Here is a 26,117-nt window from a genome sequence, read left to right as displayed (position 1 = left end):
ACTACTTATCGCTTGATAGACGTTGATCCGGGACCCGTTGTTTATGCTCATCACTGCCCGCTATACCGCGCTTTTTTTGCTCGCCCTTTGGCCTGCCATGGCCAATGCCGTGCTGCTGACCGATCTTCAGGTGCGCGAGGCATCCCAAGGGGAGGTGGAGCTTTTGCTCTCTTTCGACGGCCCTCCCGCCGAGCTCACCGGCTACGCGCTGGAGTCGCCGCCGCGTTTGGCGCTGGATTTGCCGGATACCCAAAGCGGGCTTGAAAACCGTAACCTTGTGGTCGACCAGGCGGGCGTCGAGCGGATCACGACCATCGAAGGCGGGGGGCGCACGCGCTTGATCGTCGAGCTGCAGGGGGCGCATACGTTTCGCTCGGCGCCGTCCCCCAGCCGGCTAAGCGTTTTTCTTACCCCAACTGGCGGTACTCCTCCGGCCGCGACGGCGTCTGCATCTGCTTCCACCTCTACTGCCCCGGTTGCGGCAACGCCGTCGGCGTCCGTTGTCAGCGCTTCCACTCCCGCCAGTGCCAGCGGGCCCCAGGTCGAGAACATCGATTTTCGCCGCGGCGCCAACGGCGCCGGGCGGCTGCTGGTCACGTTTAGCCAAAGCGGCGTAAGCGCCAGTGTCGAAGAGGCCGACCGCGGCGTCGTGCTTGCCAATCTGGAGGGCGTGACCTTGCCGGATTCACTCGACCAGATCCTCGATGTCACCGACTTCGCCACGCCGATCAACCGCATCACGCCGCGTGCCACCGCCCGGGGGGTGCAGTTAGAGCTTCAAACCCAGGGGGCTTTTGCGATGCTCTCTTCGCAGAGTGGGCGAGTGCTGACCGTGGACGTGGAGCCCGTCGCCGAATCCGAATCGCTTGCCCAGCGGGGCGAGGAGAGCTTCACCGGCGACCGGCTGAGCCTTAACTTTCAGGATATCGAGGTGCGTTCGGTACTGGCCACGCTTGCCGAGTTTACCGGTTTGAACCTGGTGGCCAGCGACAGCGTGACCGGGCGGGTAACGCTCAACCTGAACGACGTGCCCTGGGACCAGGCGCTGGCGCTGATTTTGCAAAGCCAAGGGCTCTCGAGTCGCGAACAGGGCAACGTGATCGTCATCGCGCCGGCGGGGGAGCTTGCCGATATCGAGCGCCAGGAGATCGAGTCGCGTAATCAGCGCCAGACCCTCACGCCGCTGGTCACCGAATTCATCGAAGTGCGCTACGCCCGCGCCGAGGATTTTGCCCAGCTTTTGCGCGGCGGCGACGGCTTCGGGCTTTTGACCGACCGTGGTCGGGTCACCGTCGACCAGCGCACCAATACGCTGCTGGTTCAGGACACCGCCGAGCAGATTCGCGAAATACTCGCCACCCTCGACCGGCTGGATATCGCCGTGCGCCAGGTGCAGATCGAGGCGCGCATCGTCATCGCCCGGGACACCGCCTCGCGCGAGCTAGGCATCAACTGGGGCGCTTCGAGCACCCGCGGTTTTCAGCTCAACGACGATGGCACGACCTACGGCCGGCGCAATATCAACCCGGCTGGCATCAACCGTGCCCAGGGCGGGCTCGCCGTCGATTTGGGGGCCGGTGCGGTGGCCGGCACCGGGTTTAGCTTTGGTTATCTCTCCGGCGACGTGCTGCTGGATCTCGAACTCAGGGCGCTCGAGAGCGAAGGCAAGAGTCAGACGATCTCCCAGCCGCGCATCATCACCGCCAACCAGCGCACCGCCACCATCCGCCAGGGCGAGGAGCGCGCGTTTCAGAGTGTGGATGTGCAGGGCAATCCGGATACCCAGTTCAAGGAGGCCGAGCTTTCGCTGGAGGTCACCCCGCAGATCACCCCGGATAACCGCATCATCATGGATCTCGTGATCAAAAACGACAGCTTCCGGGAAAGCGAATTCGGCGGGGAGCCGCCCATCGATACCAATCAGATCGAAACCCAGGTGCTGGTCGACAATGGCCAAACCGTCGTGCTTGGCGGTATCTTAACCACTGAGCAGCTCAGCCAAATTGCCAAAACCCCGTTATTGGGTGATCTACCCGTCCTCGGGCGGCTATTTCGCTACACCCAGGAGAGCAATGAAAAGGTAGAGCTGTTAGTGTTTATTACTCCACGACTACTAGATGATGGTTTGGCGGTTCGCTGATGCAGGATTTACCCAGCCTTTTTTTGGTCGGCCCCATGGGCGCCGGCAAAAGTACGATCGGCCGCTTGTTGGCCGCAGAGCTTTCGCGCACCTTTTATGACAGTGACCATGTCATACAGGATCGCTGCGGGGCGGATATTCCCTGGATTTTCGATGTCGAGGGCGAGCTTGGCTTTCGCCAGCGCGAAATGCAGATGATCGACGAGCTGACCCGCTTGCAAGGCGTGGTGCTGGCCACCGGCGGCGGCGCAGTACTGCGCGAAGAGAACCGGCAGGCGCTGCGAGAACGCGGCACCGTGGTCTATCTGCTCACGACCGTCGAGCAGCAGCTAAGGCGCACCCGCCGGGACAAAAACCGCCCGCTTTTGCAGTGCACCAACCGCGAACAGGTGCTGCGGGACATGTTCACGGCCCGCGATCCGCTCTACCGCGCCACCTCGGATGTGACCGTGCGCACCGACCGACGAAGCCCGCGGTCGGTGGTCAACGATATTCTCCGCCGTGCTCAGCGTCTCAACGACCCGCTCGAAAGCGCCTACCCGACCGACTCCAAGGTATCGTCATGACGTCACGTGCCAAGCGCACCCTGAACGTAGCCCTTGCCGAGCGCAGCTACCCAATTCACATCGGCGCTGGCTTGATCGCCGAGCCGGGTCTGCTCGCCCCTTATATTGCGGGTAGCCAGGTCCTCGTGGTGACCAACGAGACCATCGCGCCTTTATATCTCGACACGCTCTGCCAGGCCTTGCCCGAGGCGTGTAGCGTACGCACGCTGGTACTACCCGACGGCGAGCAGTATAAAAGTATCGAGCAGGTCGAGCGCATCTGGGATGCGCTGCTCGGCGCTGGTTTCAACCGGCGCTGCACGCTGGTGGCGCTCGGCGGCGGGGTGATCGGCGACATGGTCGGCTTCGCCGCCGCCGCCTACCAGCGGGGCGTCGCGTTCATTCAGGTGCCCACCACGCTGCTCTCCCAGGTGGACTCCTCGGTGGGCGGCAAAACCGGCGTCAATCATCCGCTTGGCAAGAACATGATCGGCGCGTTCTGGCAGCCCAAAGCGGTACTGGTCGATACCGATACGCTGACGACACTGCCTGGCCGCGAGCTTTCCGCCGGGCTTGCCGAGGTGATCAAGTACGGCCTGATTCGCGACGAGGCATTTTTGAGCTGGCTCGAAGCGCACATGGAGGCGCTTCGCCGCGTCGAGCCCGAGGCCATTAGCGAGGCGATCGCGCGAAGCTGTCAGACCAAGGCGGATATCGTCGCCGATGACGAAACCGAGCAGGGCGTGCGGGCGCTTTTGAACCTGGGGCACACCTTTGGCCACGCCATCGAGGCACACCAGGGCTACGGTAACTGGCTTCACGGCGAGGCAGTAGGCGCCGGCATGGCCATGGCCGCCACGCTTTCTCACGCGCTCGGCATGCTCAGCACCGAGGATCTGGCTCGTACCAGAGCGGTGATCGAAAGCGCCGGGCTGCCGCTGGCCGCCCCCGAAGGCATGCAGGTCGAAGATTTTTTGAGCCGTATGCGCTTGGACAAGAAAAACATCGATTCCCGGCTTCGCCTGATACTGCTCGAGGCCCTGGGGCAGGCGGTGATCAGCGACCAGACACCACCCGCGACGCTCGAAGCGCTGCTCCAGCGCTACCCCAGAGCCGTCAATAAAGGTGTCGTCGACCCGCGTTAGTCGTCTGCGCCCTGAAACGACAAGACCCGCCACGATTGCGGGTCTTGTCGTTTCAGGGCGCAGGAACCTGCATCACCTATGTTAATCGGTATGCCGTATGCGCTATCGGCATGGGGTTTTACGTTATCGTTAGACTAAAGTCTATGCGCCCGTTGGGGCGGTAAAAGCGACGCTGCTTTTTGGGTTAAGTGATTGACCCGGCTATATTTTTTACCCAAGGGTTAATGCAAATGCAGGATTTGGCAAGGATTTTGAGAAATTTCAGGCGGTCGGGCGATTGCGCCAGGTAGGGGCGAGTGGCTATGCTGATCGGCCATTTTCCTGCGGCAGCGAACGCATCAGAACAGGGGGCTCGGGCGGGAAATACGTAGCATAATAAAAAGAAAACCCGCTATTAAAGCATAGAGTCGCTGCCAGTAAAACACCTTGACTAGAGGCACGCCCATGAACAAAGGTCTTCATCAGCCTGGCGAGTTTCGTGATAACTGCGGCTTTGGGCTTATTGCTCATATGCAAGGGGACGCCAGTCACGATCTTTTAAAGACGGCCATCGAGTCGCTGACGTGCATGACGCACCGCGGCGGTATCGCCGCTGACGGCAAAACCGGCGATGGCTGTGGGCTGCTTTTAAAAATGCCCACCCGGTTCATGCGTGAAACCGCCAAAGAGGCGCTGGACGTCGAGCTTGGCGAACACTTTGCCGTGGGCGTGATCTTTCTACCCGTTGACGAGGCGCGCGCCCAGCGTGCCCGCGAAACCCTGGAGCGTGAGCTCGACAAGCGCGGACTCAAGCGTATTGGCTGGCGCGAAGTACCCACCGACTCCAGCGTATGCGGTCCCATGGCGCTGGATTGTCTGCCGCGCATCGAGCAGGTTTTCATCGAGCCCGGCGATAGCGGCAATTTCGCCGTGGATCTCTTCATGGCTCGGCGCTACGCCGAGCAGACGCTCAAGGATGACGAGGACTTTTACGTCTCCTCGCTCTCCTCCGAGGTGGTCTCCTATAAAGGTCTGGTAATGCCGGAGGATCTGCCGGCGTTCTACAAGGACCTGAACGACCCGCGCCTGGAAACCGCCATCTGCGTCTTTCACCAGCGCTTTTCGACCAACACCGCGCCGCGCTGGCCGCTGGCTCAGCCGTTTCGCCTGCTCGCTCACAACGGCGAGATCAACACCATCGAGGCCAACCGTGGCTGGGCCAACTCGCGCAAGGCCAACTTCGCAAGCGAGCACCTGCCGGACATCGCCGAGCTCGACGAAGTCGTCAACACGACCGGTTCCGACTCCTCGAGCATGGACAACATGCTCGAAGTGCTGCTCACCGGCGGCATGGAGCTTCACCGCGCCGTGCGTATGATGGTGCCGCCGGCCTGGCAGAACGTCGAGACCATGGACGCGGAACTGCGCGCCTTCTACGAATACAACTCCATGCACATGGAGCCCTGGGACGGCCCGGCGGGCGTGGTCATGACCGATGGCCGCCAGGCCGTGTGTATGCTCGACCGTAACGGCCTGCGCCCGGCACGCTGGGTGATGACCAAAAACGGCTACATTACGCTGGCATCCGAAACCGGCACCTACGGCTACAAACCCGAAGACGTGGTCGCCAAGGGGCGCGTGGGCCCGGGGCAGATGCTCGCCGTGGATACCCAAACCGGTGAAGTACTGCACACCGACGATATCGACAACCGCCTGAAGTCCGCCTTTCCCTACAAGCGCTGGCTCAAAGAGCAGGCCAGCTACCTGGAGTCGGCGCTGACCGAGCTTGCACGTTTTCAGAGCATGGACTCAGATGCGCTCAACGTGCAGCAAAAGATGTTCCAGGTCACCTTCGAGGAGCGCGACCAGTTGCTGCGCCCGCTGGCTGAAAGCGGCCAGGAGGCAGTGGGCTCCATGGGCGACGATACGCCGATGGCGGTGCTTTCCAGTCGCCCGCGCCTGCTCACCGACTACTTCCGTCAGAAGTTTGCCCAGGTGACCAATCCGCCGATCGATCCGCTGCGTGAGGCGATCGTGATGTCGCTGGAGACCTGTTGCGGCGCGGAGCTCAACGTGTTCAAGGCCACCCCCGAACACGCGCACCGTCTGATTCTGACCACCCCGGTCCTCTCGCCGCGCAAGTTCACCGCGTTGGTCAGTCAGGATGATCCGGCGTTTGCCAGCTGCCCGCTGCCCCTTGGCTATAACCCGGATGAAACGAGTCTCAAGCAGGCCGTGAACGCGCTTTGCCAAAAGGCCGAAGAGCAGGTCAAGGCGGGCTGCGTGCTGTTGGTGCTCTCGGACGCCGAGTTACCCAAAGGCGAAGTGCCGATCCAGGCGGCGTTGGCCGTCGGCGCGGTGCACAGTCACCTGGGAAGGCTGGCGCTGCGCCCCAACGCCAACATCATCGTGGAAACCGGCTACGCCCGGGATGCCCATCAGATGGCGGTGCTCTTTGGGGTGGGCGCCACCGCGGTTTACCCCTGGCTTGCCTACCAGGTCATGGCGGACATGCACCGCGTGGGCGAGTTGACCGGCAACCCCGCCGACTCCCGCGAGAACTACCGCAAGGGCCTGCAGAAAGGGCTTTTCAAGATTCTCTCCAAAATGGGAATCTCCACGCTCGCCTCCTACCGCGGCTCTATGCTGTTTGAGGCCGTCGGACTCAATGACGAGATCATGGAGATCTGCTTTGTCGGCATGGCCTCGCGCATTCAGGGGGCGGGTTTCAGCGAGCTACAGATGCAGCAAACGCTGATTGCCAAAGACGCCTGGACGCCGCGCAAGGGCATCTCCCAGGGCGGCCAGCTCAAGTACGTGCACGGGTTTGAATACCACGCCTACAACCCGGACGTGGTCATGACCTTGCAGGCGGCGGTGCAGGAGGGCAGCTACGCCAAGTGGAAGAAGTTCGCCCAGCACGTCAACGAGCGCCCGGTGGCGACCATCCGCGATCTGTTGAAGCTCAAGCTCACCGGCGATTCGATCGAACTCGACGAGGTGGAGTCCGTCGAGGATCTGCTGCCGCGCTTCGATAGCGCCGGCATGTCCCTCGGCGCGCTCTCGCCGGAAGCCCACGAGGCGCTGGCCCAAGCGATGAACGAAGCCGGCGGGCGCTCCAACTCCGGCGAAGGCGGCGAAGATCACGCCCGCTACGGCACGATCCGAAGCTCCAAAATCAAGCAGATCGCTTCGGGGCGCTTCGGCGTCACGCCCTCGTATTTGGTCAACGCCGAGGTGCTACAGATCAAGGTGGCCCAGGGCGCCAAGCCCGGTGAGGGTGGCCAGCTACCCGGCGGCAAGGTGAACGAACTCATCGCCCGGCTGCGCTACGCCGTTCCCGGCGTGACGCTGATTTCACCGCCGCCGCACCACGATATCTACTCGATCGAGGATCTGGCGCAGCTGATTTTCGATCTCAAACAGGTCAACCCGGACGCCCAGGTCTCGGTGAAGCTCGTCTCCGAACCTGGCATCGGCACCATCGCCACCGGGGTGGCCAAGGCCTACGCGGACCTGATCACCGTCTCGGGCTATGACGGCGGCACCGCGGCAAGCCCGATGACCTCGATCAAGCACGCGGGCTCCCCCTGGGAGCTGGGCCTTCCCGAGGTTCACCAGGCACTGCGCATCAACGGGCTGCGCGACAAGATTCGCCTGCAGACCGACGGCGGCTTGAAAACCGGCCTGGACGTGGTCAAGGCGGCGATTTTGGGCGCCGAGAGCTTTGGCTTTGGCACCGCGCCGATGGTCGCGCTGGGGTGCAAATACCTGCGTATTTGCCATCTCAATAACTGCGCCACCGGTGTCGCCACCCAGGACGACTACCTGCGCGGCGAACACTTTCGCGGCACTGTCGACATGGTCAAAAACTACTTCCGCTTTATCGCCGAAGAGGTGCGCGAGCTGATGGCACTGATCGGCGTGCGCCAGTTGACCGACCTGATCGGCCGTACGGACCTTTTGGAAGTGATCGAAGGCAACACCGCCGCCCAGCGGCGGCTGGACCTGACGCCGCTTCTGGAAAACGATTACGTGCCCGCGGACGCGCCGCAGTTTTGCACGGTGAGCCGTAACGTACCCCACGACCCCGGTGCCAAGAACCAAGAGGTATTGGGCGCTCTTAAAGATGCCATCGAAAACCGCGCTGGCGGCGACTTCAGCTTCGATATCACCAACTGCGATAGAAGCGTGGGCGCACTCAGCTCTGGCGCCATTGCCAAGCGTTACGGCGAAGAGGGCCTCGAGGAGGCACCGATTACCGCGCGCTTTACCGGGGTGGCCGGCCAGAGTTTCGGCGTCTGGAATGCGCGGGGCTTGAATCTTTATCTCGAGGGCGACGCCAACGACTACGTCGGCAAGGGGATGAACGGCGGGCGCATCGTGATCGTGCCACCCAGGGTGAGCGAGTTCGAAAGCCACAAGACCTCGATCGTCGGCAATACCTGCCTTTATGGCGCCACCGGCGGCACGCTGTATGCCGCGGGCGTGGCCGGCGAGCGCTTTGGTGTGCGCAACTCCGGCGCCATGGCGGTCATCGAGGGCGCGGGGGATCACTGCTGCGAATACATGACCGGCGGTATCGTCTGCGTACTGGGTGAAACCGGCGTGAACTTTGGCGCGGGCATGACCGGCGGCTTCGCCTATGTGATCGACGAAGAGCGCAACTTCGTGGATAAGTACAACCATGAGCTGGTGGAAATCCACCGCGTGAACACCGAAGCGATGGAAGCGTACCGCCGCCACCTGCGTGAGATGATCGAGGCCTACGTTGCCGAGACCGGTTCAAAACGCGGCGCGGCCATTTTGGAAGACTTCAGCGACTATGCGCGCCACTTCTGGCTGGTGAAGCCGAAGGCGGCGAGCCTGGGGAGTTTGCTGGATCAATCTCGGCGTCAGCCGCAGTAATCCAATGTGTCCATCGCCGAGAGGAGAGAGATCATGCCCAACCGTTTGAACAACGATTTCCAGTTTATCGATGTGGGTCGTAAAGACCCGCAGAAAAAAAAGGCGTACACCCGCGCCAAAGAGTTCGCCGAAATCTACGAGCCGTTCAAGCCAACGGACGCGGCAAGCCAGGCACACCGCTGTCTGCACTGCGGTAATCCGTACTGCGAGTGGAAGTGCCCGGTGCACAACTATATTCCCAACTGGCTGCAGCTGGTGGTGGAAGGCAACATCATCGAAGCCGCCGAGCTTTCCCACAAGACCAATTCGCTGCCGGAAGTGTGCGGGCGGGTCTGCCCCCAGGACCGGCTCTGCGAAGGTGATTGCACGCTCAACGACGGCTTTGGTGCGGTGACCATCGGCTCGATCGAGAAGTACATCACCGATACCGCCTTTGCCATGGGCTGGCGCCCGGACATGTCCAAGGTGGTATGGACCGATAAAAAGGTCGCGATCATCGGCGCCGGCCCAGCGGGCCTCGGTGCGGCGGACATCCTGGCGCGTAACGGCGTCAAACCCGTGGTATTCGATCGCCACCCGGAAATCGGTGGGCTTTTGACCTTCGGTATCCCCGAATTCAAGCTCGAAAAGAACGTCATGGAGCGCCGTCGCTCGGTATTCGAGGAAATGGGCATCGAGTTTCGCCTGAACGTCGAAATCGGCGTGGACATCGAGTTCGATACCCTGGTGCAAGAGTATGACGCGGTCTTTTTGGGCATGGGCACCTACCAGTACATGGAAGGTGGCTTTCCTGGCGAAGACCTGCCCGGCGTGTACAAGGCGCTCGATTTTCTGATCGCCAACGTCAATCGCCGGCTGGGTTTCGAGAAGGACGCCAACGACTACATCTCCATGGAAGGCAGGCGCGTGGTGGTGCTCGGCGGTGGCGACACCGCGATGGACTGTAACCGCAGCTCGATTCGCCAGAACGCGGCCAGTGTGACCTGCGCCTACCGCCGTGACGAAGAGAACATGCCGGGCTCGCGCCGCGAAGTGGCCAACGCTCGGGAAGAGGGCGTGGAGTTTCTTTTCAACCGCCAGCCCGTTGCCGTGGTGGGCGAAGAGAAGGTGGAGGGCGTGAAGGTGGCGCGCACGCGACTGGGTGAGCCGGACGAAAACGGCCGCCGCCGTCCGGAGATCGTGCCCGGCTCCGAAGAGGTGATTCCTGCGGACGCGGTGGTCATCGCGTTTGGCTTCCAGGCAAGCTCCATCCCCTGGTTCGAAGGTGCGAGCGTCGATGTCGACGAGCGCCGTCTGGTCAAGGCCCCGGAGCACGGCCACTACGCCTTCCAGACCAGCAACGAAAAGATCTTCGCCGGCGGCGATATGGTGCGCGGCTCCGATCTAGTGGTCACCGCGATCTATGAAGGCCGCCAGGCCGCCGAGGGGATGCTGGATTACCTGGGCGTTTGAGTTTGACGTTTTAGTGTGACAAAAGCGGGCCGTGGCGATACGGGCCGCTTTTTTTATGGTGTCTTGGAAATGGTGCCTAGAAAAGGGTGGCTGGGCCGGGGAAGGCTGGCGCCTTCCATCGCCCAATGGAATTGGGCTCCTACAAGGGTGGCAGTGGCAATGCTGTTGTAGGAGCAGGCTTTGGTCAGCGACCTGTTTGAGGAGGCAGGCGCCCCGCTGGCCCGACAGTTCAAATTGAGCCTTTAGGCGTACTCTGTTATTCTGCCATCCCATCCTGGTGTGGCTTTCTGCAACACCCATTGATCACGTTCTTACAGGTTTTCCATGACACGATATATCTTCGTGACCGGCGGCGTTGTGTCCTCTCTTGGCAAGGGCATCGCGTCGGCCTCGCTGGCGGCGATTCTAGAGGCCCGCGGCCTTAAGGTCACCATGCTCAAGCTCGACCCGTACATTAACGTGGACCCGGGCACCATGAGTCCCTTCCAGCACGGCGAGGTGTTCGTCACCGAGGATGGCGCTGAAACCGATCTGGACCTTGGCCACTACGAGCGCTTCATTCGGACTAGGATGACCCAGGGCAACAACTTCACCACCGGCCGGGTCTACGAGCACGTGCTGCGCAAGGAGCGCCGCGGCGACTACCTGGGCGGTACGGTGCAGGTGATTCCGCATATCACCGACGAAATCAAACAGCGCGTCTACGACGGCGGTAAAGGCTTCGACGTGGCGCTGGTCGAGATCGGCGGCACCGTCGGCGATATCGAGTCGCTGCCGTTTTTGGAGTCGATCCGCCAGATCCGTAGCGAGCAGGGCGCCAACCGCGCGCTGTTCATGCACCTGACGCTGGTGCCCTACATCAAGACCGCCGGCGAGACCAAGACCAAGCCGACCCAACACAGCGTGAAAGAGCTGCGCTCCATCGGTATCCAGCCGGATATCCTGATTTGTCGTAGCGAAGTCGAGCTCGAAGAGAGCGAGCGGCGCAAGATCGCGCTGTTTACCAACGTCGAAGAGCGCGCGGTGGTGCCGCTGCAGGACGCCGATACCATTTATCGTATTCCGCTGATGCTTCACGAGCACGGCCTCGACGATATCGTCTGCGACAAGCTGCGCCTGGAAGCCGGGCCCGCCGATCTCACCGAGTGGGTAAAGGTGCTGGACGCCAAGCTCAACCCGCTGAAGTCGGTCAGCATCGCCATGGTCGGCAAGTACATGGAGCTGCTGGACGCCTACAAGTCGCTCAACGAAGCGCTGATTCACGCCGGTATCCAGGGGCGTATCAAGGTCAATATCGACTACATCGACTCCGAAGACATCGAGCGCCACGGCACCGAGCGCCTGGCGGGTAAAGACGCCATTCTGGTGCCCGGCGGCTTTGGCGAGCGCGGTGTGGAAGGCAAGATCAAGACCGCCCAGTTCGCCCGCGAAAACAACGTGCCGTACTTGGGGATTTGTCTGGGGATGCAGGTTGCGGTCATCGAATTCGCGCGCAACGTGGCGGGCTGGACGGATGCCAACTCGACCGAGTTCACCCACGACACCCAGCACCCGGTGGTGGGCTTGATTACCGAGTGGATCAACGCCGAGGGCAAGATCGAGCTGCGCGATGCGGCCTCTGATCTTGGCGGCACTATGCGCCTGGGTGGGCAGGTCTGCCACCTGGCACCCAATAGCCGTGCCCGCGAGGCTTACGGCTCGGATGAAATCGTCGAGCGCCACCGCCACCGTTTCGAGGTGAACAACCAGTTCATCGACGAGCTGGAAAAAGCGGGGCTTGTGATCTCCGGCAAGAGCGTGGATCAGTCGCTGGTCGAGATGGTCGAGCTTTCTGACCACCCCTGGTACGTGGCGTGTCAGTTCCACCCGGAGTTTACCTCCACCCCGCGGGATGGCCATCCGCTGTTCTCGGGCTTCGTGAACGCCGCGGTCGAACACAAGGCGCAACGTACGCGCGCCCACGCCGCGCCCCACGACCACGATTAAGGGGACGATCATGACCTCACACGACTCTTCGCCGTCCACTTCCAGCGAGCGTCATATTTCCGTTGCCGGCCTCACCGCCGGCAATTCTTTGCCGCTGATGCTGCTGGGCGGCATGAACGTGCTGGAGTCTGCCGAGCTTGCCGATGAAGTCGCCGCGGCCTACGTCGAGGCCACCAGCGCCTTGAACATGCCCTACGTGTTCAAGGCCAGTTTCGACAAGGCCAACCGTAGCTCTGTGCACTCCTATCGTGGGCCGGGGCTCGAGAAGGGCCTCCAAATCCTGGCCGATATCAAGGCGCGCTATAACATCCCGATCATTACCGACGTGCACGAGCCCCACCAGGCCGCCGCCGCTGCAGAAGTGGCTGATATCATCCAACTGCCCGCGTTTTTGGCCCGCCAGACCGATCTGGTCGTGGCCATGGCCGAAACCGGGGCGGCGATCAATATTAAAAAGCCGCAGTTTCTCGCCCCGCACGAGATGCGCCATATCATCACCAAGTTTCAGGAAGCCGGGAACGACCGCCTGATGCTTTGCGAGCGTGGTTCGAGCTTTGGCTACAACAACCTCGTGGTGGACATGCTCGGCTTTGGCGACATGAAACAGACCGGCTACCCGCTCTTTTTCGATGTCACCCACGCGCTGCAGCGCCCGGGCGGGCGTGCTGACAGCGCCGACGGGCGCCGCGCCCAGGTGGCGGAACTCGCCCGGGCCGGCGTTGCCGTAGGCTTGGCCGGGCTCTTTTTGGAAGCGCACCCGGACCCGGACAACGCCAAGTGCGACGGGCCCTGCGCGCTGCCGCTGGATCAACTCGCGCCGTTTTTGACCCAGCTTTCAAAGCTCGATGCACTGGTGAAGGGCTTCGAGCCGCTCGCCATTCGCTAACCGGCCGGCCAGGCCCTGATATCAGGTTCGAGGACCTGAACTGACGCACGCGTGCGTCAACGGGAAACATCGCTATTCAGTAAACCGACAATCAAAGGACGCTGTCATGACCAAAATTGTGGATATCACCGCGCTTGAAGTGCTGGATTCCCGCGGTAACCCCACCGTAAGCGCCACGGTACGTTTGGAAAGCGGCGCGGTAGGCCAGGCGTGCGCCCCCAGTGGCGCTTCGACCGGCTCCCGCGAGGCGCTCGAGCTTCGCGACGGCGACAAGACGCGCTACCTGGGCAAGGGCGTTTTGAAAGCCGTGGGCGCGGTCAATGGCAGTATCCGTGAGGCGCTCGTCGGTATGGACGCCCGGGATCAGCGCGGTCTGGACAACGCCATGCTGAAACTCGATGGCACCGACAACAAGGCGAACCTGGGCGCCAATGCGATTCTTGCGGTATCGCTGGCGGCGGCCAAGGCGGCGGCGAACGCCAAGGGTGTGGCCCTTTACGCCCACATTGCCGAGCTTTACGGCAAGCCTGGCCACTACAGCATGCCCGTGCCGATGATGAACATTCTCAATGGCGGCGAGCACGCGGATAACAACGTCGATATCCAGGAGTTCATGGTTCAGCCGGTGGGGGCTTCCAGCTTCTCCGAGGCGCTGCGGGTCGGCGCGGAAATCTTCCACGCGCTGAAAAAGGTGCTCGCCGCCAAGGGGCTCTCCACCTCCGTTGGCGACGAAGGCGGCTTCGCGCCGAATCTTTCCTCCAACGCCGAGGCGCTGGCGGTGATCAAGCAGGCGGTGAGTGATGCCGGCTACACCCTGGGTCAGGACGTCACCCTGGCACTGGACTGCGCCTCCTCCGAGTTTTACAAGGATGGCCAGTACAATCTTTCCGGTGAAGGCAAAAGCTTCGACGCCCAGGGCTTCACCGACTACCTGGCAGGGCTTTGCGATGACTACCCGATCGTCTCGATCGAAGACGGTATGGACGAGTCCGACTGGGACGGCTGGAAAGCGCTGACCGACAAGCTCGGCGACAAAATCCAACTGGTGGGCGACGACTTGTTCGTGACCAACACGCGTATCCTCAAGCGCGGCATCGACGAGCAGATCGGCAACTCGATTTTGATCAAGTTCAACCAGATCGGCTCGCTCTCCGAGACCCTCGATGCGATCCAGATGGCTCAGGATGCCGGCTTCACCGCTGTGATCTCCCACCGCTCTGGCGAAACCGAAGACACCACCATTGCGGACCTGGCCGTGGGCACCGCGGCGGGCCAGATCAAGACCGGCTCGCTTTGCCGCTCGGACCGGGTCGCCAAGTACAACCGGCTGCTGGCGATCGAAGCCGAGCTTGGCAGTGTCGAGTATCCGGGCTTGAAAGCGATCAAGGGACAGTAAAGTCCAGGCCTCTGGTGTAAGCATTGTCTTAAGAATTTGTAAGAGATCGCTTACTTAGGCCGTCGATATCCGCTTATAAGCGTTAGGATTCGAGCGGTTTTTTTGACCGGTATTTCGCCAAGTATTTGAAATAAAAGTTTTTTGTCATCGAGGCGGGCCTGTGGGCCCGCTTTTTTTTGGGCGGTTGGCGCTTTTTGTGCAGCGCTGGATCTCTGGCACACTGTGATCAGGACAAGGGGAGGCAAGGATGCTTTAGGCAGTATAGAGCGTAATGTTGAAGGTGCGCCGAGTGACCAGACGATCGTGGCCTCGGCAGGGAGAAGCACCCAGGCAGTTCGACACAGGGAGTGGTCAGAGAAAGTGCTTGGAGCGGGCGGCCTATGGGCCGCCTTTTTTATGCCCGTATGAGCACCGGCGGTAGGCTAATCGCTAAATCTATCAGTAGTTATAAGAAAAACGCATTGTTATTCCTTTCCTCTATTAATTACCATTGCGCGCCTGAATTAGCAGACTATCAATTTAGCGCTGCTTTCCCGGTGCGCTTTTGCACCGCACTCGCTATCAGGAGGCGGCTACTATGCCCTGGTTAGTTGTTATCAACGTATTGATTTTGGCGTTAGCGATCGCGCTTTTGGCGCGCTGGCAGCGCCGCGGAGCGAGTCTTTCCCGCGTGGTGCTGGTGGGTCTGGTCGCTGGCGTCGTGCTGGGCGCCATTTTGCAGGCGCTTTTCGCCGATACCGCCACGCTGACCGGCACCCTCGACTGGGTGAATCTGGTCGGCGGCGGCTACGTGCAGCTTTTGAAGATGATCATCATGCCGCTGGTACTGGTGACGATCCTTTCGGCGGTCACGCGCCTTCACGACGCAAGCTCGCTTGGCAAGATCAGCTTCGGGGTGCTGGCCGTTTTGATGCTGACCACCGCGATTTCAGCGGTGATCGGTATTGGCATGACGCAGCTGTTCGGCCTTTCCGCGGAAGGTCTGGTGCAGGGCGCGCGGGAACTCGAGCGCGGCCAGGACATCATCGAGCGCAGCGCCCAGGTGTCGGATCTCACCGTGCCGCAGCTGCTGCTGTCGTTCATTCCCAGTAACCCGTTCCAGGACCTGGCCGGCGCGCGTCCCACCTCGATCATTAGCGTGGTGATCTTCGCGACCTTTTTGGGCCTGGCCGCACTGGGCATCAAGCGCGAAAACGCCGCGCTCGGCGACAAGCTGATCGACGGCATCGACGTGGTGCAGAAGTGGATCATGCGCCTGGTACGTATGGTGATCCGCCTCACGCCTTACGGGGTCATGGCGCTGATGACCCGGGTGGTGGCGACCTCGAATCTCGACGACATCCTGGGCTTGCTCGGTTTCGTGGTGGCCTCCTACGTGGGCCTGGCACTCATTCTGGTCATGCACGCGCTCTTTTTGTCCGGGGCGGGCGTCAATCCGCTGCGCTACTTCAAGAAAGTATGGCCGGTGCTCACCTTCGCGTTCACCTCGCGCTCGAGTGCTGCGACCATTCCGCTCAATATCGAAGCCCAGGTGGACCGCATCGGCGTGCCGCCGGCGATTGCCAACTTCGCCGCCTCCTTCGGCGCGACCATCGGCCAGAACGGCTGCGCGGGTCTTTATCCTGCGATGCTCGCCATGATGATCGCCCCTACGGTCGGGGTCGATCCACTCTCGCTCGAGTTTTTGGGTACCCTGGTGCTGGTGGTAACGCTTGCTTCCTTCGGCATTGCCGGGGTCGGCGGCGGGGCGACCTTTGCCGCGATCATCGTGCTCTCGACGCTGGATCTGCCCATTGCGCTGGCCGGGCTTTTGATCTCCATCGAGCCGCTGATCGACATGGGCCGCACGGCGATCAACGTCAACGGCTCAATGACCGCGGGCACGGTCACCAGCCGCCTGCTCAAGCAGCACGACGGCGCGGTCTTCGCCGCGGACTCCGAGGAGCTTGGCGAGCCCAAAGCGATCTAAAGCGCTTTCTTTTAGGCCAAAAAAAGCCACCCTCGGGTGGCTTTTTTTTATGGGCGATGGTCAGGGTGCCTAGCGCTCGAGCTTGTCCATCTTGCCGGTTTTGCCGTCCCACTCTTCGGCGTCGGGCAGCGGGTCTTTCTTCTCGCTGATATTGGGCCAGACATCGGCAAGCTCGGCGTTGATCTCGATGAAGGGTTGCTGACCCTCCGGAAGCTCGTCTTCCGAGAAGATCGCCTCGGCGGGGCACTCCGGCTCACACAGCGCGCAGTCGATGCACTCGTCCGGATGAATCACCAAAAAGTTCGGACCTTCGTAAAAGCAGTCGACCGGGCAGACTTCTACGCAGTCGGTATATTTGCACTGAATGCAGTTTTCGGTAACGACAAACGTCATCGGTTTATCCCTCTTGCATGGCCACCGCACGGTATGGCCATGGCGTGTCGTGAATGATAGTTAATCGTGAATGGTTATAAATCAGCCGTTTTTTAGAAGCTAAAAAATATGGGCCGTATTCTAGAGGTGCCTATGCCCCGCGGCAAGCGCCAACTGCACCGCTCATAGAAGCTCGCGCCACTGATACAAAAGCTCGAGGGCCTGGCGGGGCGACAGCGCGTCGACCTCCATGCCCTTGAGCGCTTCCACGACCGGGTGCGGCGCACTGGCGAACAGGTCGTTTTGCTGGGGCGTTTGGCTGGCGCCGGGCTGGCGCTCGCTCCCATCAACCGGTTGCCCCTGCACGTTTCGTTGCGGCTCACCTGTATCGCGTTGCTGCTCGTCTATATCGCGTTGTTCAAGGGCCACGAGCTTTTGCCGCGCCCGGGCAATCACCTCGGCGGGCACCCCGGCCAGTTGGGCGACCTGCAGGCCGTAGCTTTGGCTGGCCGGGCCTGCCTCGATACGGTGCATGAATACGATGCTGTCGCCGTGCTCGGTGGCGGTCAGGTGGATGTTGGCCACGCCCTGGGTCTGATCGGTTAGCCCGGTCATCTCGAAATAGTGGGTGGCAAAGAGCGTCAGCGCTTTGGTCGCGGCCAACTGCTCGGCGCTCGCCCAGGCAAGGGATAGCCCGTCGAAGGTGCTGGTGCCGCGGCCGATCTCGTCCATCAACACCAGGCTCTGCTCGGTGGCGTTGTGCAAGATATTGGCGGTTTCGGTCATCTCCACCATGAAGGTGGAGCGCCCGCCGGCCAGGTCGTCCGAGGAGCCGATACGCGTGAAGATGCGATCCAGCGGGCCGATTTCCGCGGATTGGGCGGGCACGAAGCTGCCGCTATGGGCGAGCAGGGCGATCAGCGCGGTCTGGCGCATGTAGGTCGATTTACCGCCCATGTTGGGGCCGGTAATGATCAGCATGTGCCGTTTGGGGGAGAGGTCGATATCGTTGGGCACGAAGGGCGTTTGGCTTACGTGCTCGACCACCGGGTGGCGCCCGGCGCTTACGTGAATGCCGGTGTGGGCGGTGAGCGTCGGGCGTACCCAGTCGAGCGCCTCGGCACGCTCGGCAAAGGCGCACAGCACGTCGAGCTCCGCCAGCGCCTGGGAGGTGCCCTGAAGCTCGTGGAGCAGGGTGTTGAGCTCGCCCAGAAGCCGCTCGTAGAGCCACTTCTCCCGCGAGAGCGCTCGGGACTTGGCCGAAAGCGCCTTGTCCTCGAACTCCTTGAGCTCGGGGATGATGAAGCGCTCGGCGTTTTTCAGCGTCTGGCGGCGAATGTACTCCGCCGGGGCTTGCTGCGCCTGGGCGCGGGGTAGTTCGATGAAGTAGCCGTGAACCCGGTTGTAGCCCACCTTCAGGTGAGAAAGGCCGGTGCGTTCGCGCTCGCGCCGTTCGAGCTCGATCAAATAATCACCGGCGTTCTCGGCAAGCCCTCTGTGCTCGTCGAGCGCGCTATCGAAGCCTTGTGCGATCACGCCGCCGTCGCGAATCACCACCGGTGGGTTGTCGATGATCGCCCGGCTCAGCGTATCGGCTATCTCCGGGTAGGGGCGAATATGCGGCTTGAGGCTATCGATGGCGCTGCCGCTCTCGACTTCTTCTAAAAGCCCCTGCAGCGTGGGCAGGGCATTGAGCGCGTCGCGCAGCTTGGCCAGGTCGCGTGGGCGGGCGCTGTAGAGCGCCACGCGGGCCAAAATACGCTCGATATCCCCCAGTTCGGAAAGCGCTTCGCGCAGCGCCATATAGGCGCTGTTCAGGGTGAGCAGTGCCACGCCCGCTTGGCGGGCCTGAACGATTTGGGTTTGGCGCAGCGGGCGGTTGAGCCAGCGCTTTAAAAGCCGCGAACCCATGGCGGTGGCGCAGGTGTCCAGAACGCTTGCCAGGGTATTGTCGGTGCTGCCGCCCAGATTGAGGTCGATTTCCAGATTGCGCCGGCTGGCGGCGTCGATCACCACCGCGTCGTCCCGGTTTTCCACGGTAATGGCGGTCACGTGGGGCAGGCGCGAGCGCTGAGTGTCCCGGGCGTAGTCGACCAGCACGCCGGCGGCGACCAGCGCGGTGGTCAGGTGGGCGCAGCCGAAGCCGCGTAGATCCTGCACCTCGAACTGATCACAAAGGCTGCGCGTGGCACTTTCCAGATCGAAAAGCCACTCGCCCTGGCGGCGCAGGCTGCGCTTTTGCGACCACGCCTCGGGCAGGGTCAGGTTTTCCGGCACCAAAAGCTCCGCCGGTGCCAGGCGGGTCAACTCGGCCAGCATCTCCGCTTCGCTTTCGACTTCGAGCACGTTGAAGCGCCCGCTGGAGAGCTCGAGCCAGGCCAGGCCAAAGCGCTCCTTGCCCGGGCACAGCGCCACCAGCACGTTGTCACGGCGGGCATCGAGCAGGGCTTCGTCGTGCAGCGTGCCGGGGGTGACGATACGCACCACCTGGCGCTCCACCGGGCCCTTGCTGGTGGCCGGGTCGCCGATCTGCTCGCAGATCGCGACTGATTCGCCGGCGCTGACCAGTCGGGCCAAATACCCTTCGGCGCTGTGGTAGGGTACACCGGCCATGGGAATCGGCTTGCCGCCGCTTTGGCCGCGGGCGGTCAGGGTGATATCCAAAAGCGTGGCGGCGCGCTTGGCGTCGTCGAAGAAGAGCTCGTAGAAATCCCCCATCCGGTAAAAAAGCAGGACCTCGGGGTGTTCGCGTTTGATTTTGAGGTATTGCGCCATCATTGGCGTGTGCGCGGGGCTGGCCTGTGACATGGGCGTCCTGATTGAGCGTGGCGCAAACGTATTGCGCCATGTTCTATGGGCAAGTGAAACGCAGTATTCTACGCTGAACGAAGCGCTTACATGAAGGAGTCTGCATGGCCGCTGACGCGTCTGGTTTGAAAAATCTCGATCTGGCGCTTCTTTCGAAGCGCCTGGGCAGGCTTTGCCTTGCTCGAAACGTTACGCTGACCACCGCGGAGTCCTGCACCGGCGGTGGGATTGCCACGGCGATTACCGCCGCGCCAGGTAGCTCGGGCTACTTTGAAACCGGCGTGGTCACCTACTCCAACGCCGCCAAGACCCGCCTGCTGGGCGTCGCAGAAGAGACCTTTGACGCCCACGGCGCGGTGAGCGAGGCGGTGGTCAATGAAATGGTCAAGGGGGCGTGCCGGGAAAGCGGTGCAAGCCTTGGCGTGGCGGTGAGCGGCGTGGCAGGCCCGGGGGGAGGCAGCGTCGATAAGCCCGTCGGGCTCGTCTGGCTTAGCGTGGGCGATGAAGCCCGCCAACACGCCCAGCGCTTCATCTTTCCCGGTAGCCGTCAGGCGGTGCGCGAGCAGGCGGTACGCGAGGCGCTGGTGGCCCTGATTTTGCGCCTATCCGACTAACGAAGCGGTAATCGAAAGGCGCTGGAAGTACCCAACATGGCCTGGTTTGGCGTAAATAAATAGCGTATCAGGGATAGGTTTTAGCGCTATTATTTGGCATAATACTGGCTAATTATACAGGTTGTTACGAGGACGCTTTAAATGGCTCAAGATGAAAACCGCACAAAAGCACTGAACGCCGCGCTCGGCCAGATCGATCGTCAGTTCGGCAAGGGCACCGTCATGCGTTTGGGCGATGCGCCGCGGGTGGTCATGCCATCGGTATCGACCGGCTCGCTCGGCCTCGATATTGCCCTCGGCATCGGCGGGCTTCCGTTTGGTCGCGTGGTGGAAATCTTCGGGCCGGAGTCCTCGGGTAAAACGACGCTGACGCTGTCGGTCATTGCGCAGGCGCAGAAGCAGGGCAAGGTGTGTGCGTTTGTGGACGCCGAGCACGCCCTCGACCCAAGCTACGCGGAAAAGCTGGGTATCAACCTGGACGACCTGCTGGTCTCCCAGCCGGATACCGGTGAGCAGGCCCTCGAGATCACCGACATGCTGGTACGCTCCGGCGGCGTCGACGTCATCATCATCGACTCCGTGGCCGCCCTCACGCCGCGCGCCGAGATCGAAGGTGAAATGGGCGACACCCACGTGGGCCTTCAAGCCCGCTTGATGTCCCAGGCGCTGCGTAAGATCACCGGCAACATCAAAAACGCCAACTGCCTGGTGGTATTCATCAACCAGATCCGCATGAAGATCGGCGTGATGTTCGGTAGCCCCGAAACCACCACCGGCGGTAACGCGCTGAAGTTCTACTCCAGTGTGCGTTTGGATATCCGCCGTACCGGCTCGGTGAAGTCCGGCGACGAAGTCACCGGTAACGAAACCCGCGTCAAGGTCGTGAAAAACAAGGTCGCGCCGCCTTTCCGCCAGGCCGAGTTCCAGATTCTTTACGGCAAGGGGATCTACCACGCCGGCGAGGTGATCGACCTGGGCGTGCAGTGTAATCTGGTGGATAAAGCCGGTGCCTGGTACAGCTACAAGGGCAGCAAAATCGGCCAGGGTAAAGCCAACGCTTCCCAGTACCTGGAAGAGCACCCGGAGATCATGGAAGAGATCGAAAGCCAGATTCGCGAGCAGCTTCTTGCCAAGCCCGACCCTAAAAAAGAGGAAAAGGAAGAGGTCGCGGCGCCGGCGGATGTCGATGCCGACGGCGAAGATAGCCTGATCTAAGTGCTGGCAATGCAAAACTTCGGAGACGTCCGTGTTTGGCACTAACAACGCGACCCCGCGCGGGGTCGCCATGGATCTTCTGGCGCGGCGCGAGTACTCTCGCGCCGAGCTTTTCGAGAAACTCACGCAAAAGAGTTTCGATGAAGTGGAGATCGAAAGCTGTCTGGACGCCCTGCAAGAGCAGGGGCTTCAAAGCGACAGCCGTTTCGCCGAGAGTTTCGTGCGCTCACGCATTCTGCGCGGCCAGGGCCCGGTGCGTATCAAAATGGAGCTTAGGCGCCGCGGTGTGGAAAGCGATCTTCAAGCGGAGGCTTTCGAATCCGTTCAGGCCCAGGAGCGAATCGACTGGTTCGAGCTTGCCTTCGAGACGCTTTCAAGACGTTTCAGCGATTCCGGGGCGCCGGCCGGTGAATCGTTCGTTCCCCCTAAAGAGCGCGCCAAACGCGAACGTTTCCTCGCCAATCGCGGCTTCGACTTCGATCAAATTCGCTACGCGCTGTCCCGTCTGGACACTTGAAGCGCGCATTCAGTCCCTCTGTCTTCCCCTAATTCCCTCTGGTTTTCGCCTAATTCTCCCTGTTTGGCCCGGCCGCGCCCATCGTGGCTTTAGTCGTGGGGCAACTTCGTTATAATAGATGTTTTGCGTGCCCCAGGGTGGTGGCGACAGCGCCCCGAGGCATCACGTTTTATTGTCACGGAACCCCTATGAAAAGCGCAGAGATCAGGCAGGCCTTTCTAACCTATTTCGAGGAGCACGGACATACCGTGGTTCCCTCGAGCTCGCTGGTACCGGGCAACGACCCGACGCTGTTGTTCACCAACGCGGGCATGGTGCCGTTCAAGGACGTGTTTCTGGGTCGTGACCCGCGCCCCTACGTGCGCGCCACCTCAGCCCAGCGCTGCGTGCGCGCCGGCGGCAAGCACAACGACCTGGATAACGTCGGCTACACCGCGCGCCACCACACCTTTTTCGAAATGCTGGGTAACTTCAGCTTCGGCGACTACTTCAAGCGAGACGCCATCCGCTTTGCCTGGCGCTTTTTGACCGAGACCCTGGGGCTGCCCAAAGAGAAACTTTGGGTCACCGTGCACATAAGCGATGAAGAAGCCGAACGGATCTGGAAAGACGAGATCGGCATTGACCCCGCGCGTTTCTCGCGCCTCGACGAAGACAACTTCTGGCAGATGGGCGATACCGGCCCCTGTGGCCCGAGCTCGGAAATCTTCTTCGATCACGGTGCTGACGTATGGGGTGGCCCGCCGGGAAGCCCGGAAGAGGACGGCGACCGCTACATCGAGATCTGGAACCTGGTCTTCATGCAGTTCGACCGCGACGCCCAGGGCACGTTGAACCCGCTGCCCAAGCCGTCGATCGACACCGGCATGGGCCTCGAGCGCGTGGCGGCGGTGATGCAGGGCGTGCACTCCAACTACGAGATCGACCTTTTTCAGAATCTGCTCAAGGCGGCGGCCCAGGCCACCGGCTACAGCGACCTGGAGGCGCCGTCGCTGCGCGTCATTGCCGACCATATCCGCTCCTGCGCGTTTTTGATCGCTGACGGCGTACTGCCGTCCAACGAAGGCCGCGGCTACGTACTGCGCCGGATCATCCGCCGCGCGGTGCGCCACGGCCACAAGCTCGGCGCGACCGGCGCGTTTTTCCATACGCTGGTCGCCGCCCTCGACGCCGAGATGGGGGATGCCTACCCGGAGCTTCGCGAATCCAGCGATCAAATCGCCCGGGTGCTGCTCAAGGAAGAAGAGCAGTTCGCGCGCACCCTGGATCACGGTATGGGGCTCTTGAGTGAGGCGCTTGAGTCTTTACAAGGCGATACGCTGCCCGGCGAGACGGTCTTCAAGCTTTACGACACCTACGGCTTTCCCTTCGATTTGACCGCCGACGTGTGCCGCGAGCGTGGCGTCAAACTCGACGAAGAGGGCTTTCAACAGGCACTGGAGGCCCAGCGCGAACGCGCCCGCGCCGCGAGCCAGTTCGGCGCCGATTACAGCGCCAATATCGAGCTCGACGGCACCACGGACTTCACCGGCTACGAGCTTTTGGCCGATGACGCCAAAGTCACCGCGCTGGTGGATAGCGAAGGCAACGCGCTCGCCGCGCTCGAGGCAGGCCAGAAGGGCATCGTGGTGCTGGACCGCACGCCGTTTTACGGCGAGTCCGGCGGCCAGGTCGGCGATACCGGCTACTTGCATGTCGAGGGCGGGCGTTTTCAGGTCAACGATACGCAAAAGCAAAGTGGTCACCATCTGCACCAGGGCGTGATGGTCGAAGGCACGCTCAGCGTGGGGGCGGATGTGCGCGGCGAGGTCGACACTGGCCTGCGTGCTGCCACCGTGCGCAACCACTCGGCCACCCACCTGCTGCACGAGGCGCTTCGTATGGTGCTGGGCGACCACGTCCAGCAGAAGGGGTCGCTGGTCAACGCCGAGCGGCTGCGCTTCGACTTCAGCCACTTCGAAGCATTGACGGCGGAGCAGCTCAAGGAAGTCGAGCGGCTGGTCAATGAGCAGGTGCTGGCCAACGCGCCGACCAAAACCGAGCAGATGAGCCTCGATGAGGCGAAAGCCAAAGGGGCTGCGGCTCTGTTCGAGGCGAAGTACGCCGACAATGTCCGCGTGCTGACCATCGGCGCTGACGATTTCTCCATCGAACTCTGCGGCGGCACCCACGTGGCGCGAAGCGGCGATATCGGCTGCTTCCATATCGTGACGGAGGCGGGCACCGCCGCCGGCGTTCGCCGTATCGAGGCGATCACCGGCGAAAACGCGCTGGCGTACTTCTACCAGCAAGAAGCCGCCCTGGAGCGGCTGGGGGCGCGGCTCAAGACCAAGCCCGAGCAGGTCGAATCCCGCATCGAATCGCTTTTCGAGCGCAACCGCACCCTCGAAAAAGAGCTCGAGCAGCTCAAGGCGAAGCTGGCAAGCTCGGCGGGCAGCGATATGCTGAGCCAGGCGCAGGAAGTCGGCGGCGTGAAGCTTCTGGCCACCCAGCTCGAAGGCGTTTCCGGCAAGGATCTACGCGGTATGCTCGACCAGCTCAAGAACAAGCTGGGCTCCGGGGTGATCCTTTTGGCGGTGGCCGACCAGGCGGCGGGCAAGGTGAGCCTGATCGCCGGTGTCACCGACGATTTGACTCACCGCGTGAAAGCCGGCGAACTCGTTAACCACGTGGCCGCCCAGGTGGGCGGCAAAGGCGGCGGACGGGCCGATATGGCCCAGGCCGGGGGTAGCCAACCCGAGGCCTTGCCGGGGGCGCTCGAGAGCGTGCCGGCCTGGTTGGAAAGCGTGCTCTAAGCAAGAGGCCGGTGGCAGCGTTGCCACCGGCTTTTTTTATATTCATCGGCGTAGTAACTGGCACGGTTTTCCAACGCCAATGCCGGGCTAGTCTACTATTACTCTTTTACTCCGAACCCATAGGGAAAATGGCATATGGCACTATACGTACAAAAGTTCGGCGGTACGTCGGTCGGCTCGGTCGACCGTATCAAGGCCGTGGCGGAAAAAGTAAAAGGCTTTCGCGACCAGGGCCACCAGATCGTCGTGGTCGTTTCTGCCATGAGCGGCGAGACCAACCGTCTCACCGACATGGCTCAGGCCTTGAACGACGACCCGACGCCGCGGGAAATGGATATGCTGCTCTCCACCGGCGAGCAGGTGACTATCTCGCTGCTTGCCATGGCGCTTCAGCAGTTGGGTGTCCCGGCGACGTCCCACACCGGCGCCCAGGTCGGTATTCACACCGATAACGCCTACACCAAGGCGCGCATCCAGCGTATCGAAACCGACGATCTGAAAAGTGATCTCGATGCCGGCAAGGTCGTGGTCGTGGCGGGCTTTCAAGGCGTGGATGAAGACGGCAACATTACCACCCTTGGCCGGGGTGGCTCGGACACCACCGGCGTGGCGCTGGCGGCCGCACTCGGCGCCGACGAATGCCAGATTTATACCGACGTCGATGGCGTTTACACCACCGACCCCCGTGTATGCTCCCGTGCTCAGCGCCTTGAAAGCATCACCGTCGAAGAGATGCTGGAGCTTGCAAGCCTGGGCTCCAAGGTGCTTCAGATTCGCGCGGTGGAGTTTGCCGGCAAGTACAACGTTCCGCTTCGGGTGCTCTCGAGCTTCGAGGATGGCCCCGGTACCCTGATTATTGCAGATGCTGACCAAGACGAGGATTCCATGGAAGAACCGCTGATCTCCGGTATTGCCTTTACCAAAAACGAAGCCAAGCTGACCCTTTTGCACACCCCGGATGTTCCCGGTGTTGCCTCGCGCATTTTAGGCCCCATTGCCGATGCCAATATCGAAGTCGATATGATCGTGCAGAACGTGGCGCCGGCCGGCGACTACACTGATTTCACCTTTACCGTGGCCAAGGGCGATTACAAGGCGACCAAAAGGCTTTTGGAAGAAACCGTGATCCCGGATCTCGGCGGCGGCGAGCTGCGCGGCGATGACAATATCGCCAAGGTGTCGCTGGTGGGTGTGGGCATGCGCTCCCACGCTGGGGTGGCCTCGAAAATGTTCCGTGTGCTGGCCGACGAGAACGTCAATATCCGTATGGTCTCCACCTCGGAGATCAAAATTTCGGTGGTCATCGACGAAAAGCACATGGAACTGGCGGTCAACGCACTGCACAAGGCGTTCGGGTTGGATAATGCAAATGTAGAATCCGAATAACATT

General features: G+C 61.7%; 16 protein-coding genes. 14 read left to right on the top strand and 2 right to left on the bottom strand.

Annotated features, from left to right (window positions below; translation table 11 throughout):
- Positions 1–43 precede the first annotated feature (43 nt).
- From pilQ to ACWHRL_RS13520, 9 genes are all read left to right on the top strand, one after another.
- Positions 44–2,140 (top strand): type IV pilus secretin PilQ, encoded by a 2,097-nt coding sequence (pilQ, locus tag ACWHRL_RS13560; protein WP_447894073.1) that lies wholly within the window; start codon positions 44–46, stop codon positions 2,138–2,140.
- On the top strand, positions 2,140–2,706 hold the full coding sequence (aroK, locus tag ACWHRL_RS13555) for a shikimate kinase AroK (protein ID WP_447529654.1): 567 nt from the start codon (positions 2,140–2,142) through the stop codon (positions 2,704–2,706). Before pilQ ends, aroK begins: the two co-directional genes overlap by 1 nt.
- Positions 2,703–3,830 carry a 3-dehydroquinate synthase gene (gene aroB, locus ACWHRL_RS13550; protein WP_447894072.1) on the top strand — a complete coding sequence of 376 codons (1,128 nt, stop codon included), beginning with the start codon at positions 2,703–2,705 and terminating at the stop codon, positions 3,828–3,830. The genes aroK and aroB overlap by 4 nt, the downstream gene beginning before the upstream one ends.
- Before the next feature lie 444 nt (positions 3,831–4,274).
- Positions 4,275–8,717: a glutamate synthase large subunit gene (gltB, locus tag ACWHRL_RS13545; RefSeq protein ID WP_447894071.1), complete on the top strand. Its 4,443-nt coding sequence runs from the start codon at positions 4,275–4,277 to the stop codon at positions 8,715–8,717.
- A 33-nt stretch (positions 8,718–8,750) separates the two neighbouring features.
- Complete coding sequence (locus tag ACWHRL_RS13540; protein WP_447529651.1) at positions 8,751–10,169, top strand: FAD-dependent oxidoreductase; 1,419 nt, start codon at positions 8,751–8,753, stop codon at positions 10,167–10,169.
- A gap of 324 nt (positions 10,170–10,493) precedes the next feature.
- On the top strand, positions 10,494–12,155 hold the full coding sequence (locus ACWHRL_RS13535) for a CTP synthase (RefSeq protein ID WP_447894070.1): 1,662 nt from the start codon (positions 10,494–10,496) through the stop codon (positions 12,153–12,155).
- A 10-nt stretch (positions 12,156–12,165) separates the two neighbouring features.
- Entirely contained in the window at positions 12,166–13,041 is an 876-nt protein-coding gene (gene kdsA, locus ACWHRL_RS13530; RefSeq protein ID WP_447894069.1) for a 3-deoxy-8-phosphooctulonate synthase, read from the top strand.
- 106 nt (positions 13,042–13,147) lie between these two features.
- Positions 13,148–14,437 carry a phosphopyruvate hydratase gene (gene eno / locus ACWHRL_RS13525; protein WP_447894068.1) on the top strand — a complete coding sequence of 430 codons (1,290 nt, stop codon included), beginning with the start codon at positions 13,148–13,150 and terminating at the stop codon, positions 14,435–14,437.
- Positions 14,438–15,014: 577 nt separating this feature from the next.
- Positions 15,015–16,406 carry an L-cystine transporter gene (locus ACWHRL_RS13520; protein ID WP_447894067.1) on the top strand — a complete coding sequence of 464 codons (1,392 nt, stop codon included), beginning with the start codon at positions 15,015–15,017 and terminating at the stop codon, positions 16,404–16,406.
- 69 nt (positions 16,407–16,475) lie between these two features.
- Here ACWHRL_RS13520 and fdxA read toward each other — a convergent pair whose 3' ends face one another.
- Complete coding sequence (fdxA, locus tag ACWHRL_RS13515) at positions 16,476–16,799, bottom strand: ferredoxin FdxA (RefSeq protein ID WP_447529646.1); 324 nt, start codon at positions 16,797–16,799, stop codon at positions 16,476–16,478.
- A 162-nt stretch (positions 16,800–16,961) separates the two neighbouring features.
- Positions 16,962–19,586, bottom strand: a complete 2,625-nt coding sequence (mutS, locus tag ACWHRL_RS13510) for a DNA mismatch repair protein MutS (RefSeq protein WP_447894066.1) — start codon at positions 19,584–19,586, stop codon at positions 16,962–16,964.
- Between the two features lie 104 nt (positions 19,587–19,690).
- Between mutS and ACWHRL_RS13505 the strand changes: the two genes are divergently transcribed.
- The 5 genes from ACWHRL_RS13505 to ACWHRL_RS13485 all read left to right on the top strand — a co-directional run bounded on the left by ACWHRL_RS13505 (position 19,691) and on the right by ACWHRL_RS13485 (position 26,113).
- Positions 19,691–20,200: a CinA family protein gene (locus ACWHRL_RS13505; protein ID WP_447894065.1), complete on the top strand. Its 510-nt coding sequence runs from the start codon at positions 19,691–19,693 to the stop codon at positions 20,198–20,200.
- 141 nt (positions 20,201–20,341) lie between these two features.
- Complete coding sequence (gene recA, locus ACWHRL_RS13500) at positions 20,342–21,415, top strand: recombinase RecA (RefSeq protein WP_447894064.1); 1,074 nt, start codon at positions 20,342–20,344, stop codon at positions 21,413–21,415.
- 31 nt (positions 21,416–21,446) lie between these two features.
- Positions 21,447–21,932 carry a regulatory protein RecX gene (locus ACWHRL_RS13495; RefSeq protein ID WP_447894063.1) on the top strand — a complete coding sequence of 162 codons (486 nt, stop codon included), beginning with the start codon at positions 21,447–21,449 and terminating at the stop codon, positions 21,930–21,932.
- A 188-nt stretch (positions 21,933–22,120) separates the two neighbouring features.
- Positions 22,121–24,727: an alanine--tRNA ligase gene (alaS, locus tag ACWHRL_RS13490; protein WP_447894062.1), complete on the top strand. Its 2,607-nt coding sequence runs from the start codon at positions 22,121–22,123 to the stop codon at positions 24,725–24,727.
- A 135-nt stretch (positions 24,728–24,862) separates the two neighbouring features.
- Complete coding sequence (locus ACWHRL_RS13485; protein WP_447529641.1) at positions 24,863–26,113, top strand: aspartate kinase; 1,251 nt, start codon at positions 24,863–24,865, stop codon at positions 26,111–26,113.
- Positions 26,114–26,117: the final 4 nt, after the last annotated feature.

This window comes from Vreelandella sp. GE22 (genome assembly GCF_968212445.1).
This window is presented reverse-complemented; position numbering and strand designations above follow the sequence as displayed.

Bases quoted from the DNA above. Each gene is read 5' to 3' on its own strand.
- ACWHRL_RS13485 (WP_447529641.1), top strand. From the start codon at position 24,863: ATGGCACTATACGTACAAAAGTTCGGCGGTACGTCGGTCGGCTCGGTC.
- kdsA (WP_447894069.1), top strand. From the start codon at position 12,166: ATGACCTCACACGACTCTTCGCCGTCCACTTCCAGCGAGCGTCATATT.
- gltB (WP_447894071.1), top strand. From the start codon at position 4,275: ATGAACAAAGGTCTTCATCAGCCTGGCGAGTTTCGTGATAACTGCGGC.
- eno (WP_447894068.1), top strand. From the start codon at position 13,148: ATGACCAAAATTGTGGATATCACCGCGCTTGAAGTGCTGGATTCCCGC.
- ACWHRL_RS13540 (WP_447529651.1), top strand. From the start codon at position 8,751: ATGCCCAACCGTTTGAACAACGATTTCCAGTTTATCGATGTGGGTCGT.
- aroK (WP_447529654.1), top strand. From the start codon at position 2,140: ATGCAGGATTTACCCAGCCTTTTTTTGGTCGGCCCCATGGGCGCCGGC.
- pilQ (WP_447894073.1), top strand. From the start codon at position 44: ATGCTCATCACTGCCCGCTATACCGCGCTTTTTTTGCTCGCCCTTTGG.
- ACWHRL_RS13535 (WP_447894070.1), top strand. From the start codon at position 10,494: ATGACACGATATATCTTCGTGACCGGCGGCGTTGTGTCCTCTCTTGGC.
- ACWHRL_RS13505 (WP_447894065.1), top strand. From the start codon at position 19,691: ATGGCCGCTGACGCGTCTGGTTTGAAAAATCTCGATCTGGCGCTTCTT.
- fdxA (WP_447529646.1), bottom strand. From the start codon at position 16,799: ATGACGTTTGTCGTTACCGAAAACTGCATTCAGTGCAAATATACCGAC.
- ACWHRL_RS13520 (WP_447894067.1), top strand. From the start codon at position 15,015: ATGCCCTGGTTAGTTGTTATCAACGTATTGATTTTGGCGTTAGCGATC.
- recA (WP_447894064.1), top strand. From the start codon at position 20,342: ATGGCTCAAGATGAAAACCGCACAAAAGCACTGAACGCCGCGCTCGGC.
- mutS (WP_447894066.1), bottom strand. From the start codon at position 19,586: ATGTCACAGGCCAGCCCCGCGCACACGCCAATGATGGCGCAATACCTC.
- alaS (WP_447894062.1), top strand. From the start codon at position 22,121: ATGAAAAGCGCAGAGATCAGGCAGGCCTTTCTAACCTATTTCGAGGAG.
- aroB (WP_447894072.1), top strand. From the start codon at position 2,703: ATGACGTCACGTGCCAAGCGCACCCTGAACGTAGCCCTTGCCGAGCGC.